This is a genomic window from Ciceribacter sp. RN22 (assembly GCF_024054295.1).
GTDB classification, from domain to species: Bacteria; Pseudomonadota; Alphaproteobacteria; order Rhizobiales; family Rhizobiaceae; genus Allorhizobium; species Allorhizobium lividum.
The window spans coordinates 965,357-978,915 of the sequence record NZ_JAMXLD010000001.1; the positions used below are offsets into that span (position 1 = coordinate 965,357).

At 65.2% G+C, this 13,559-nt stretch carries 12 protein-coding genes; 6 read left to right on the forward strand and 6 right to left on the reverse strand.

The window, feature by feature from the left end:
- Window positions 1-123: 123 nt before the first annotated feature.
- Window positions 124-876, reverse strand: coding sequence for a phosphoadenylyl-sulfate reductase (locus NHF53_RS04785; protein ID WP_252833306.1), 753 nt, complete (start codon window positions 874-876; stop codon window positions 124-126).
- A 288-nt stretch (window positions 877-1,164) separates the two neighbouring features.
- Here NHF53_RS04785 and NHF53_RS04790 point away from each other — a divergent pair, with 288 nt between their 5' ends.
- The 5 genes from NHF53_RS04790 to NHF53_RS04810 all read left to right on the forward strand — a co-directional run bounded on the left by NHF53_RS04790 (window position 1,165) and on the right by NHF53_RS04810 (window position 5,752).
- Window positions 1,165-1,599, forward strand: a complete 435-nt coding sequence (locus NHF53_RS04790; protein WP_252833307.1) for an Rrf2 family transcriptional regulator — start codon at window positions 1,165-1,167, stop codon at window positions 1,597-1,599.
- A 273-nt stretch (window positions 1,600-1,872) separates the two neighbouring features.
- Entirely contained in the window at window positions 1,873-2,895 is a 1,023-nt protein-coding gene (locus tag NHF53_RS04795) for a sulfate ABC transporter substrate-binding protein (protein WP_308218628.1), read from the forward strand.
- A 110-nt stretch (window positions 2,896-3,005) separates the two neighbouring features.
- Window positions 3,006-3,842 carry a sulfate ABC transporter permease subunit CysT gene (gene cysT / locus NHF53_RS04800; protein WP_170141916.1) on the forward strand — a complete coding sequence of 279 codons (837 nt, stop codon included), beginning with the start codon at window positions 3,006-3,008 and terminating at the stop codon, window positions 3,840-3,842.
- A complete protein-coding gene (cysW, locus tag NHF53_RS04805) occupies window positions 3,832-4,704 on the forward strand; it encodes a sulfate ABC transporter permease subunit CysW (protein ID WP_252833308.1) in 873 nt (290 codons plus the stop codon). The genes cysT and cysW overlap by 11 nt, the downstream gene beginning before the upstream one ends.
- Before the next feature lie 13 nt (window positions 4,705-4,717).
- Complete coding sequence (locus NHF53_RS04810) at window positions 4,718-5,752, forward strand: sulfate/molybdate ABC transporter ATP-binding protein (RefSeq protein WP_252833309.1); 1,035 nt, start codon at window positions 4,718-4,720, stop codon at window positions 5,750-5,752.
- Window positions 5,753-5,776: 24 nt separating this feature from the next.
- Here NHF53_RS04810 and NHF53_RS04815 read toward each other — a convergent pair whose 3' ends face one another.
- From NHF53_RS04815 to NHF53_RS04830, 4 genes are all read right to left on the reverse strand, one after another.
- On the reverse strand, window positions 5,777-7,087 hold the full coding sequence (locus NHF53_RS04815) for a TRAP transporter large permease (RefSeq protein ID WP_252833310.1): 1,311 nt from the start codon (window positions 7,085-7,087) through the stop codon (window positions 5,777-5,779).
- A complete protein-coding gene (locus tag NHF53_RS04820; RefSeq protein ID WP_114364498.1) occupies window positions 7,087-7,626 on the reverse strand; it encodes a TRAP transporter small permease in 540 nt (179 codons plus the stop codon). Before NHF53_RS04820 ends, NHF53_RS04815 begins: the two co-directional genes overlap by 1 nt.
- A 91-nt stretch (window positions 7,627-7,717) precedes the next feature.
- Window positions 7,718-8,752 carry a TRAP transporter substrate-binding protein gene (locus NHF53_RS04825; protein WP_252833311.1) on the reverse strand — a complete coding sequence of 345 codons (1,035 nt, stop codon included), beginning with the start codon at window positions 8,750-8,752 and terminating at the stop codon, window positions 7,718-7,720.
- 221 nt (window positions 8,753-8,973) lie between these two features.
- A complete protein-coding gene (locus NHF53_RS04830; RefSeq protein ID WP_252833312.1) occupies window positions 8,974-10,332 on the reverse strand; it encodes a chloride channel protein in 1,359 nt (452 codons plus the stop codon).
- Between the two features lie 280 nt (window positions 10,333-10,612).
- Here NHF53_RS04830 and NHF53_RS04835 point away from each other — a divergent pair, with 280 nt between their 5' ends.
- Window positions 10,613-11,692, forward strand: coding sequence for an endonuclease/exonuclease/phosphatase family protein (locus NHF53_RS04835; RefSeq protein ID WP_114364499.1), 1,080 nt, complete (start codon window positions 10,613-10,615; stop codon window positions 11,690-11,692).
- Between the two features lie 33 nt (window positions 11,693-11,725).
- Here NHF53_RS04835 and betA read toward each other — a convergent pair whose 3' ends face one another.
- A complete protein-coding gene (gene betA / locus NHF53_RS04840; RefSeq protein WP_114364500.1) occupies window positions 11,726-13,378 on the reverse strand; it encodes a choline dehydrogenase in 1,653 nt (550 codons plus the stop codon).
- Between the last annotated feature and the right edge of the window lie 181 nt (window positions 13,379-13,559).

The window sequence follows — 13,559 nt, forward strand, 5'->3', positions numbered from 1 at the left end:
GGGGAGATCGCTTCCCGCTGCCGTTTCCAGTTTGCGGTACGGCGGTGGTCTGGCGCCCCGATCTCCCCCCTTGAGGGGGAGATGTCACGAAGTGACAGAGGGGGGTGAATTCCTTGTTTCGGTTCAGGCCTGTGTCTGCGCGAGCGGGGAGACCTCCGCCGCTTCCGGCACATGCAGCCCGCATTCGCGCTTCTCGTCGTTTTCCCACCACCAGCGGCCGGCGCGCTCCGGCTCGCCGGGCTTGATCGCCCGCGTGCACGGCTCGCAGCCGATCGAGGGATAGCCGCGGGCGTGCAGCGGATTGACCGGCACCGCCTGTTCCTCGACGAAGGCCTTGATCTCCTCGATCGACCAGTCGGCGAGCGGGTTCACCTTGATGAGGTTGCGCTCGGCGTCGTATTCGGCAAAGGCCGTCGCGGCGCGGTTGCCGGACTGGCCGCGGCGAAGCCCGGTCACCCAGACGGCGGCCCCTTCGAGCGCACGGGCGAGCGGCTTCAGCTTGCGCACGTGACAGCAGGCATGGCGCGCCTCGACGCTCTCGTAGAAGCCGTTCAGGCCGTATTTTTCCGCATAGGCGTCAATGTCGTCCTGTTCGGGATGGAAGCGCCTGATCTCGATGCCGAAGCGCTCTTCCGTCTCGGCGATCAGCGCCACCGTCTCGGGAAAGAGACGGCCGGTCTCGAGCGTCGAAACCTCGATCGGCAGGCGCTCGGCGCCGATCACGGCGGTGATCACCTGATCCTCGATGCCGAGGCTGGTGGTGAAGACGGCGCGGCCGCCCAGCTGCCCGACAAGCGCAAGCCGCCCGGCGAGATCGAGGGCGGCGAGTTCCTGGTCGAGGCTGCGGGCCTGGTCTTCCTGGTGGCGGGTCGTCATCTCGCAATCCTGCTGTTCTAATTGCCGGCAGTATCTCAGGAATTCACGGGCGCGGACAGAAACATGCATTTCGAATGATGCGCGGGCGGGAGCAAATATCTCTCTGCGCGGCACGATCCGCAGAAAAGCCGCCGCCCACCGCGATCATGCGCCCGTTCGCCCGGTCTGACAAATCTTGATGGCGAAATTGTATTTTACGCCATTGTGGTTTAGTGACCGCGAGGACCGCAAGGCCGGCGTTTCGAAAGGCGGCGCAGGCCGGATGCGGATGACGGAAAGCGGCATGCGATGATCTCGCAAAGGGCGAAATATGCGCTGAGGGCGCTGTCGATGCTGGCGCGTGCGCCGGCCGGTGAGCCCGTGCAGATTTCCGAGATCGCCGAACAGCAGAACATTCCGAAGAAGTTCCTCGAACAGATCCTGCTCGAGCTGAAGCGCAGCGGCATCGTCATCAGCCGCCGCGGCAAGCAGGGCGGCTACCTGCTCCTGAAGCCCGCGGGCGAGGTCACCTACGGCGAGGTCCTGCGGCTGATCGACGGGCCGATCGCGCCGCTGCCGTGCCTGTCGATCACCGCCTACCGCAAGTGTGAGGATTGCAACGGCGAGGCCGATTGCGAGATCCGCCGCGTCTTCGCCCGCGTCGCCGACGCCACCCGCCGCATCCTGTTCGAGGCGACGCTCGCCGATGGCGTGAGCGTGGACGAGATCGCCGAAGCCGTCTGACGGTCGACGGCCCGCGCCGACGTGCCGGCGCGCACATCGGTATCCCTCTTGATCCCCGTCATTGCCTCCCCCGAACACCGGTGGCATCGTTCGTTCATTTCACCGGAAGCGCTTGCGGCAGATGATTTGCCGTCCCCGAGCGCCCTTCGGCAGCATGGCTTTTGCGTTGGAAATGCCGGGAGGGAAAGACTTTTGCGAGTCCCTCCGGTCATGTTGACTAAGTCTACCGACTAAGTAGTCTGAAACCGCAATCACATGAGAGGGACAGCTGTGATGACCACATTCCTGAAGCATTTGAGCGGTTTTCTGATCGGCCTGTCGTTGACGGCCGGCATGGTCGCCCCGGCCTTTGCCGACACGAAGCTGCTGAATGTCTCCTATGATCCGACGCGGGAGTTCTACAAGGAATACAACGCCGCCTTCGCCAGGCACTGGAAGGCCGAGACCGGCGAAGACGTCACCGTCCAGCAGTCCCACGGTGGTTCGGGCAAACAGGCCCGCTCGGTCATCGACGGGCTCGATGCCGACGTCGTGACACTGGCGCTCGAAGGCGACATCGATGCGATCGCCAAGGCGACGGGCAAGATCCCGGCCGACTGGCGCAAGCGCCTGCCGAACAATTCCTCGCCCTATACCTCGACGATCGTCTTCCTGGTCCGCAAGGGCAATCCGAAGGGCATCCACGACTGGGGTGATCTCGTGAAGGGGGATGTCCAGATCGTCACCCCGAACCCGAAGACCTCGGGCGGCGCCCGCTGGAACTATCTCGCCGCCTGGGCCTGGGCCCACAAGGAATTCGGCGGCGACGAGGCGAAGATCAGGGAGTATGTCGCCGAGATCTTCCGCCGCACGCCGGTCCTCGATACCGGCGCCCGTGGTTCGACCGTGACTTTCGCCCAGCGCGAGATCGGTGACGTGCTGATTGCCTGGGAAAACGAGGCCTATCTCGCCGGCAAGGAATTCGGTGACGATGCCTTCGACATCGTCGTGCCGAAGCTCTCGATCCTCGCCGAGCCGCCGGTCACCGTCGTCGACGGAAACGTCGACGCCAAGGGCACCCGCAAGGTCGCCGAGGCCTATCTCGAATACCTCTATTCGCCGGAAGGCCAGGCGCTCGCCGCCAAGCACTTCTACCGTCCCGCCAAGCCCGAGCTCGTGCCCGCCGACCAGCCGACGCTGCCGAAGCTCGACCTGGTCACGATCGACGACCCGATCTTCGGCGGCTGGGCCAAGGCGCAGCCGACCCACTTCGGCGACGGCGGCATCTTCGACCAGATCTACAAGCCCGCCAGATAACCGGCGATCCTCCCCAATCGGCAAGCCCCGGCCTTCCGAAGGCCGGGGCTTGCCGCGGAATGATTTGAAGGCATGATAGAAGACGCGACGGGGCGATGACGGGAACATTCATGAAGAACTGGCGACAGCCGAGCATTCTGCCGGGCTTCGGCCTGACGCTCGGCTATACGATCTTTTACCTGACGGCGATCATCCTGATCCCGCTCGCCGCCCTCGTCTGGCGCTCGGCCTCGCTCGGCTGGGACGAGTTCGTCGCGATCGCGCTCGACGAGCGCACGCTGCAGGCGCTGAAGGTGAGCTTCGGCTGCTCGCTCATCGCCGCGTCGATCAACGCCGTCTTCGGCGTCGTCACCGCCTGGGTGCTGGTGCGCTATCATTTTCCGGGTCGCCGCCTGCTCGACGCGATCATCGACCTGCCGTTCGCACTGCCGACGGCGGTCGCGGGCATCTCGCTCGCCGCGCTCTACGCGCCGAAGGGCTGGATCGGTTCGCTGTTTGCGCCGCTCGGCATCAAGATCGCCTTCACGCCCCTCGGCATCGTCGTGGCGCTCGTCTTCGTCGGCCTGCCGTTCGTTGTGCGCACTGTCCAGCCGGTCATGCAGGAGATCGACCGCGAGGTCGAGGAGGTCGCAGCAACCCTCGGGGCGAACCGCTTCCAGACGATCGTCCATGTCATCCTGCCGGGCCTCGTGCCGGCGATCCTCACCGGCTTCGCGCTCGCCTTCGCGCGCGCCGTCGGCGAATACGGTTCCGTCATCTTCATCGCCGGCAATATTCCCTATGTGTCGGAAATCGCGCCGCTGCTGATCGTCATCCGGCTGGAGGAGTTCAACTATGCCGGAGCCACCTCGATCGCCTGCATCATGCTGATCATCTCCTTCGCAATGCTGCTGCTGATCAATCTTCTGCAGATGTGGAGCCGCCGGAGGTACACCAATGTCCGCTAAGCCCGCCGACACCCGCACCGCCTTCCACGAGGCCGCCGAGGAGACCGCCGGCTGGCGCGTCGTGCTCACCGCCGTCGCCGTTCTGTTCATGGCGCTCGTCGTGCTGCTGCCGCTCGTTCTCGTCTTCGTCGAGGCCTTCCGCAAGGGCACGTCCGCGTTCATCGCTGCCCTTGCCGAGCCCGACGCGCTCTCGGCGATCCGGCTGACGCTCACCGTCGCGGCGATCGCCGTGCCGCTGAACCTCGTCTTCGGGATTGCCGCCGCCTGGGCGATCGCCAAGTTCGAATTTCGCGGCAAGGCCTTTCTGACCACGCTCATAGACCTGCCGTTCTCGATCTCGCCGGTCATCTCCGGCCTGGTCTATGTGCTCCTCTTCGGTTCCCAGAGCCTCATGGGCCCCTGGCTGAAGAGCCACGGCGTCGAGATCATCTTCGCCGTGCCGGGCATCGTGCTCGCGACCGTCTTCGTCACCTTCCCCTTCATCGCCCGCGAGTTGATCCCGCTGATGGAACAGCAGGGCTCGGGCGACGAGGAGGCGGCAATCTCGCTCGGCGCCACCGGCTGGCAGACCTTCCGCTATGTGACGCTCCCGAACATCAAGTGGGGGCTGCTCTACGGCGTGCTGCTCTGCAACGCCCGCGCGATGGGCGAGTTCGGCGCCGTCTCGGTGGTCTCCGGCCATGTCCGCGGCCTGACCGAGACCATGCCGCTCCACATCGAGGTCCTCTACAACGAATACAATTTCGTCGCGGCCTTCGCCGTCTCGACCCTTCTCGCTCTGCTCGCCCTCGTCACGCTCGCGCTCAAGACCGTTCTGGAGCTGCATTACGGCGAGGAAATCGCAGCCAGCCGCAAACATTGAAAGGCCTGAGTGCATGGATGTCACCATCACCAATATCCGCAAGGAATTCGGACAGTTCCCGGCTCTGCACGACGTCTCGCTTTCCGTCGGCTCCGGTGAGCTGATCGCGCTCCTCGGCCCCTCCGGCTCCGGCAAGACGACGCTTCTGCGCCTGATCGCCGGGCTCGAACAGCCGACCGCGGGCCAGATCTTCTTCGGCGACGAGGATGCCTCGCTGAAGAGCGTGCAGGAGCGCCATATCGGCTTCGTCTTCCAGCACTACGCGCTCTTCCGCCACATGACGGTTGCCGAAAACGTCGCCTTCGGCCTCAAGGTGCGCCCGGGCGCCACCCGTCCGCCGGCCGCCGAAATCCGCCGCCGTGTCTCCGATCTCCTCGACATGGTCCACCTGACCGGGCTGGAGAAGCGCTATCCCGCCCAGCTTTCCGGCGGCCAGCGCCAGCGCGTGGCGCTCGCCCGCGCGATGGCGATCGAACCCACCGTCCTGCTGCTCGACGAGCCCTTCGGCGCGCTCGACGCCAAGGTCCGCAAGGAGCTTCGCCGCTGGCTGAAGGAGTTCCACGAGCGCACCGGCCACACGACGTTCTTCGTGACCCACGACCAGGAGGAGGCGCTCGAACTCGCCGACCGCGTGGTGGTGATGAGCCAGGGGAAGATCGAGCAGGTCGGCACCGCGGACGACGTCTACGACCGCCCGAACAGCCCCTTCGTCTTCTCCTTCATCGGGGATTCCTCCAGCCTGCCGGTTTCGGTCAAGGATGGCGCCGTGCTCTTCGAGGGCAAGAGGATCGGCATCGGCGACGCGGGTCCGGATGGTGACGGCAGCATCTTCTTCCGCCCGCAGGACGTCGAGGCCGTCGTGGACGGCGACGCGCTTCGGGGGCGGGTGATCGCGAGCCGGCGTCTCGCCGGCACCCGGATCGTCGAGGTCGACATCTCGACCGACGGCACCGGCCACCACATCGAGATCGAGGTGCCGCTGGAGGCCCAGGTTGTGGTGGGCGGCGATATCCGCTTCCGCCTGCAGCACTGGAAGCTGTTCCGGTAGGGCAGGGGGAGGCGCACGTCCCCCTTACACCAGGAAGATCGAGATGATCGGAAAGGCTGTCAGGATGACGATGCGCAGGAGGTCGGCCGTCACGAAGGGAACGATCCCGCGGTAGGTCTCGCGGATTTCGACGTCCCGCGACATCCCGGAGATGATGAACAGGTTGAGGCCGACCGGCGGGGTGATCATGCCGATCTCGGCCACCATCAGCACGAGGATGCCGAACCAGATCGCGAAATGCTCGGGGCTGAGCCCGAAATCCATGGCGGTGACGATCGGGAAGAAGATCGGCACCGTGAGCACGATCATCGACAGCGAATCCATGATGCAGCCGAAGACGATGTAGAGCAGCAGGATGATGACGAGCACCGTCATCGGGGCAAACCCCTGCGTCGTCACCCATTCGGCGCCCACCTGCGGCAGCCGTGAGAAGGCGAGGAAGGAGTTGAACACCGAGGCGCCGAGCACGATGAAGAAGATCATGCCGGTCGAGACGGCCGTATCCTTGAAGCAGGCGAGCAGCGACCTGCGGTCGAGACCACCCTTCGCCCAGGCGACGAGGCCCGCGCCGCCGGCGCCGATCGCGGCGGCCTGCGTCGGCGTGAACCAGCCGAGATAGATGCCTCCGACGACGAGGAAGAAGATCGCAGCGACCGGCCAGACGGCGACGAGCGCCGGCACACGCCCGGCCCACGGAATGCGCGCGGCGTGGCCGGCGCTCTCCGGCTTCACCCGCACGTAGATTGCGATCACGACCAGATAGGAAAAGGCGGCGAGCAGTCCGGGCACGAAGGCGGCGAGGAAGAGCTTGGCGATGTTCTGCTCGGCGAGGATCGCATAGATGACGAGCACGACCGAAGGCGGAATGAGGATGCCGAGCGTGCCGCCGGCGGCAAGCGCCGCACTGGCAAGCCCGCCGGAATAGCCGTTGCGCTTCAGTTCCGGCAGCGCCACCTGCGCCATGGTCGCGGCGGTGGCAAGCGACGAGCCGCAGATCGAGCCGAAGCCGGCGCAGGCGCCGACCGCCGCCATGGCGACGCCGCCCTTGCGGTGCCCGAGGAAGGCGGCGGCGGCGTTGAAGAGCGCCTGGCTCATGCCGCCGCGGGCGGCGAATTGCCCCATCAGCAGGAAGAGCGGAATGATCGACAGCGAATAGTTGGCGTTCGTCGCCCAGGAGATCGCCTTCATCTGCGAGAGGATCGGCGTCCACTTGCCGAGCACGATATAGGTTCCGACCACGCCCGTGCCGAGCATGGCCGCGGCGATCGGCACGCGCATGAAGATCAGGAGAATGAGGACCGGGAAGGACCAGAGACCGATTTCGACGCTGCTCATCAGTGGCTACCCATGGAGACGACGATGGAGTTGCCGTGGCGGAGCGCCCGAAGATCGGCGGCGACGACGAAGAGACAGACGAGGAGATTGGCAAGCATCAGCACGAAGGCGGCGGCAAAGCCCCACCAGACCGGAAGCAGCAGCAGCGGGGTCGTCTCGCCGTTGGCATACTTGTCGAGAAGCCCGATGCCGTGCCGCCAGGTGAGCACCGCAAAGAGGATGGCGACGATGAGGTCGCCGGCAAGTTGCGCGTAGTCCATCGCCTTGCCGCCGAAGGCGCTCATCACCAGATCGACGCCGACATGGCCGCGCTTCAGCTGGCAATAGGGCAGGAAGGCGAAGACCGCCAGCCCGCAGAGCGCCTCGACGAGTTCGATTTCGCCGGGAAGCGGGCGGATGGTCACGCTGCCGACGATCGAAACGCCGGTGAGGAGGCAGGCGAGGACGAGGCAGGCGCCGCCGAAGACGACGAGCGTGGTGGCGAGCCGTGCGGCCCGGCGCTCCCAGCGCCCGAATGCGGAAATAGTCTCGATCGCCATGTCTTCCTCGATGTCTCCTCGATCAGGGATGGCACCCGTGGTGCGGAACGGAAGGGCCGGGCGCCTCGCGGCGATCCCGGCCCGCCGGGGCTTACTTGCTGTACTGGTCGATCAGTGCGACGGCGTCGTTGTAGAGCGTCGTACCGTCGAGTCCCTTGGCGTCCATGTCGGCGATCCACGCCTTGGTTACGTTTTCGCCGGCAGCCCGCCAGCGGGCGGTCTCCGTCTCGTCGAGCATGATCGTCGTGTTGCCGGCCTTGTCGGCGATTTCCTTGCCGCGGATGTCGCCCTGGTCCATCGCGACGCCGAACTTGCGGGCGAGCTCACGACCGGAATTGTCGTCGATCACCTTCTTGAGGTCGTCGGGGAGGGCGTCGTAGCTGTCCTTGTTCATCGCGAACAGGAAGGTGCCGGTATAGAGGCCGTTCTTGCCGGAGAAACCGGTGTGGTTCGGCGCGAGTTCGGCAATCTTGATCGCCGGCGTGACTTCCCACGGAACGACCGTTCCGTCGATGACGCTCTTCGACAGGCTCTCCGGCACCGCCGTCACCGGCATGCCGATTGCCGAGGCGCCCATCGCCTCCAGCATCTGGTTGACGACCTTTGAGGTGCCGCGCAGCTTCAGCCCGTTCATGTCCTCGAGCGATTTCACCGGCTTGGAGCCGATCGTGTGGATGAGGCCGGGGCCGTGGGTATGCACGGCAAGCACGTGGTAGTCCTGCAATTCGTCCTTCAGGTGCTTCTCGTAGTAGTCGTAGAAGGCGAGCGAGGTCGCTTCGCCCGTCGTTACCATGAAGGGCAGTTCGAACGCTTCCGATTTCGGGAAGCGGCCGGGCGTGTAGCCGATGACGGTCCAGATCAGGTCGACGACGCCGTCCTTCACCTGGTCGACGAGTTCGGACGGCTTGCCGCCGAGCTGCATGGCCGGATAGAGCTCGACCTCGATGCGTCCGCCCGAATCGGCCTTGACCTTCTCCGCCCAGGGCGTGAGCACCTTGGCCGGAATGGTCGCCTGCGGCGGCAACATCTGGTGTAGTCTGAGAACGACGTCCGCCGCAAAGGATGCGGTGGCGGACAGCGCGAGTGCGAGGCCGGCGAGCCCGGTCATAACGGTCTTGTGAAGCATGTTCTCCTCCCAAAGCATGCGGACATGGCGCGAAGCGGATGCCGGTTTTCTCCCCGTCGCCGGCCCGTGCTGCACGCTGTGCCCGCACGGCCGCCGTCGTATCGCCGACAGTCCTCCTCCTGTCTGTCATGCTTGCAGAAGTCCGCCGCGTCATCAAATAACGTTATGATCCGAAATCATAACCATTCTGGTATGGAAAACCGCATTTCTGGGTGGTTTTCCTATTGTAGTGCTTCTGGCTTCTCCTGCCGGACCTCGTTGCGGCTGCGGCGGATGCCCTCGGCGACGAAGGCGCGCGAGAGGCCGTGGTAAAGTGGCTCGCGGGCGATCATCCGCGAGGTGACGTAGCCGAGCATGGCGCAGGCCATCAGGCCGATGACGCCTTCGTGGTTGTCGGTCATCTCGAGGATGATGACGAAGGCCGTCATCGGCGCTTGCACCACGCCGGCGAAATAGCCGGCCATGCCGAGCACGGAGGCGAGCGCGATGCTGGTGCCGAGAAGATGTCCGACCGTGCTGCCGAAACCGGCTCCGACGGAAAGCGAGGGTGCGAAGATGCCGCCGGGAATCCCCGACATCATCGACAGGAATGTCGAGAGCAGCTTTTCGAGGAAGAAGAGGAGAGGCAGTGCGTCCCCTTCGACGGCGCTGCGGGCCTGATCGTAGCCGGTTCCGAAGGTCGCGCCGCCTGCTACGACGCCGATGATCGCGACCGCGGCGCCGCATCCGGCGGCGAGCACCAGTGAACGTCGCAGCGGGTCCGGCTGCGCCCAGCGCTTGATGCGCCGGGAGAGCCGGAGTGCGGACGCGCTGAAGGCCGCGCCGAGTGCGCCGCCGCCCACGCCGCAGATCACCACGAGCAGCCATTCCAGGGGGTCGTTCGCCGCCTCCGGGGCCGAACCGAAATAGGTGTAGCTTCCGACGAGGCCCAGTGCCGCGAGACCGGAAAGGATGACCGCCGTGAGCACCAGGCCGTTCGCCCGTGATTGGTACGTCCGGCTCATTTCCTCGATGGCGAAGACGATGCCGGCGAGCGGGGTGTTGAAGGCTGCCGCGATCCCTGCGGCGGAGCCGGCAAGGATCAGCCCCTTGGCCTGTGCCATGCCGCCGAGCCGGGCGGCCTGCAGCATGATCGAGGCGCCGACCTGCACCGTTGGTCCCTCGCGGCCGATCGACGCGCCGAAGAAGAGCCCGGTCACGGTGAGCAGGATCTTGCCGAAGGCGAGCTTCAGCGAGAGCAGCCGGTCGCGGTCCTCCGGCTGGCGCAGGTGCCGGGCGGCGATCGCCTGGGGAATTCCCGACCCCTGGGCGCCGGGAAAGACCCTGGTCGCGAGATAGGCGCAGAGGGTGAAACCGACCGGGGTCATGAGGAGCGGCAGCAGGAAGTTCCAGTCTCCCCCGCTTGTCAGGTCGTGAAAGCGCAGCTGCGCGGCGTCCGCGAGTTTCGCAAAGACGACACTGATGACGCCGATGGCCAGCGCACCGATCCAGAAGACCATTCTCGGTTTCCAGACGCGCCACGAACCCCACATCGCACGGGAGCGTCGGAGCATCTTCAGCTTCTTGTAGTCGGTCGGCATCATCGGACTCATTGCACGGAGCGGGACATTCGGCTGCAGGAAGGCCAGGAGCCGGTTGGCGAAAGTCGATCAGTCAGGCCTACTTCGGAATGTGTCTGCGAGGCAAGGAGATATCCCCGACGGTCCGCTTTTCCGGCCCGAACGCAGTGCTTCGGAACCCCGGAGACCTGCCGGAGGGATGTGACAACCACTACCGGAATCTTGGGGTTATATTTCCGCGTTAGTTGTGCTCTGCTAGACGCACATGGGGTTTCCGGTGCAACGGTAGGGGAAGCGCACGATGGTCGTCGTCAGTACGTTCAATGTCGAAAATCTGTTCTCGCGTCCGAAGGTTCTCAACATGGCGGACCACGCGCAGGCGGCGGAGATATTGCGGCGCGTCAACCGGTTTTCCGAACTCCTCGACATGCGCAACTACCGTCCTTATGCCGACGAAATCCGGACGCTCTACGTCGCGCTCAAGGACTATCTGGCGATCAATATCCGCTCCTCGCGGGTCGGCCGCAACATCCTGACGGCCGACGGCGACCTGATCGCCAAGGGGCGGGAGGACTGGGACGGCTTCGTCGACCTCAAGCGCGAACGCTTCAGCGAGGAGCAGATCCAGTTCACCGGCAAGGTGATCAAGGAGGTTAAGCCGGACATCCAGTGCTTCGTCGAGGTCGAGAGCGCCGGCACGCTGGCCAGGTTCAACACCGACATCCTGAATTCGTGGTTCAAGGACAAGATCGTCGTCGACGGCAACGATCCGCGCGGCATCGACGTGGCGCTCGCGAGCCGCGCCCTCTACCCGATCAGGACGGTGAAGACCAATGTCTTCGCGCGGGATTCCGAAGGGATCATCTTCTCCCGCGACTGCCTCGAAGTGGAGATCGACATCGACGGGCGGTCGCTCTTCGTCCTGGTCAACCATTTCAAGGCGAAGGATGCGACGCCGGCGGTATCGGACCACAAGCGCATGCGCCAGGCGAAGGCGGTCGCGCAGATCCTCAGGACCCGCTACGACCTTTCGAAGGACCTCGTGCTGGTCGCCGGTGACTTCAACGACGAGCCGGACAGCGGGCCGCTGGAGCCGCTCCTCGCGGCCCCGGAACTCACCAACGTGCTTGATGTCCTCGACTGGCCGCAGGATGACCGCTGGACCTATTATTACGGCAAGAAGCACGAGCGCAACGCGATCGACTACATCCTCGTCTCGGATGCGCTGAAGCCCCTCGTGAAGCGGGCGGGCTTCGAGCGTCGCGGCATCGCAGGCCTCGACGAGATCACCGGCGGCGCCGAGAGCTCCTTCCCCGGCATCACCAGCTGGAAGCTCGCCGCCTCCGATCACGCCGCGCTCTGGGTCGAACTCGACCTTTGAGACCCGGAGCGCCTCGCAGCGCTCCGCGACCGGTCAGCGGTCGCTTGTTTCCCAGCGCGGATTGATCCACGGCTCCTGGTTCGACCGCGGCAGCGGCTGCTTGCCGAGAATGTGGTCGGACGCCTTCTCGCCGGTCATGATCGACGGACCGTTGAGGTTGCCGTAGGTAATGTCGGGGAAGATCGACGAGTCCGCGACGCGCAGACCCTCGACGCCGATCACCCGGCATTCCGGGTCGACCACCGACATCGGATCGTCCTTCGATCCCATCTTGTTCGTGCCGCAGGGGTGATAGGCGCTTTCCAGGTGCTCGCGCAGGAAGGCGTCGATCTCATCGTCCGTCTGCACATGCTCGCCCGGCTGGATTTCCGGACCGCGATAATCGTCGAACGCCTTCTGCCCGAAGATCTCGCGGGTGAGGCGCACGCAGTGGCGGAATTTCACCCAGTCTTCCTCGGTGCTCATGTAATTGAAGCGGATCACCGGATCGGCCATCGGGTCGGGCGAGTGCAGCGTCACCGCGCCGCGCGACTTCGAGTGGTTGTATCCGACATGCACCTGGAAGCCGTGGCTCTTGGCCGCCGCCTTGCCGTCGTAGGAAATGGCGACGGGGAGGAAGTGGAACTGGATATCCGGCTGCTTCACGCCCGGTGCCGAGCGCACGAAGGCGCAGCTCTCGAACTGATTGGAAGCGCCAAGCCCCGTGCCGGAGAAGAGCCATTGCGCGCCCGCAACCCCCTGCCAGAACCAGGGCAACCAGGAATAGAGCGTGACCGGCTTCGTCGAGACCTGCTGGAAATAGAACTCCATATGGTCCATCAGGTTGGCGCCGACGCCCGGACGATCGGCCACGACCTCGATCCCCATCTCCTTCAGATGCGCCGCCGGGCCGATGCCGGAGAGCATCAGCAGCTTCGGCGAATTGAAGGCCGAGGCCGAGACGATCACCTCGCGGTTGGCGCGCACCACCTCGATCTTGCCGGCGCGCTCGATCTCGACGCCGACCGCGCGGCCGTTCTCGATGACGACCCTGCGGGCGAAGCAGCGCACGAGCTCGACGTTCGGCCGTTTCAGCGCGGGCTTCAGATAGGCGTTGGCGGCGGACCAGCGGCGCGACTTCCAGATGGTCTGCTCCATCAGGCCGAAGCCTTCCTGCTTCTCGCCGTTGTAGTCGTCCGTCACCTCGAAGCCCGCCTGCCGGCCCGCCTCGACGAACGCCTTGAACAGCGGGTTCTTCACCGGCCCGCGCTGGACGTGCAGCGGTCCGTTGGTGCCGCGCCAGCCCTCCTGGCCGCCGTGAGAATGCTCCATGCGCTTGAAGTAGGGCAGCACGTCCGCATAGCCCCAGCCCTTGGCGCCGGCCTCTTCCCAGCGGGTATAGTCTTCCGCCGACCCACGCACATAGACCATGCCGTTGATCGACGACGAGCCGCCGATCACCTTGCCGCGCGGCGCGGTGATGCGCCGGTTGTTGAGGTTCGGCTCGGGCTCGGAGAGATAGCCCCAGTTGTAGCGCTTCATGCTCATCGGCCAGGCGAGTGCCGCCGGCATCTGGATGAACGGCCCGGCATCCGACCCGCCGTATTCGAGGACCATGACAGTGTGCTTGCCGTCTTCCGACAGGCGATAGGCCATGGCCGATCCGGCCGAGCCGGAACCGATGATGATGTAGTCTGCGCTGTTCATCTCAGTTGGCTCCAAACGTTCTCTTGATGTTGTACCCTGTCAGCCCCCCTCTGGCCTGCCGGCCATCTCCCCCACAGGTGGGGAGATCACAAGGGGCACGACCTTCGCGTCCCATGAACGGCATGGCGCTTGGTGAGGCTGTTTGTTTGGGGAGGATGGTGCGGCCAGCCGATCTCCCCCC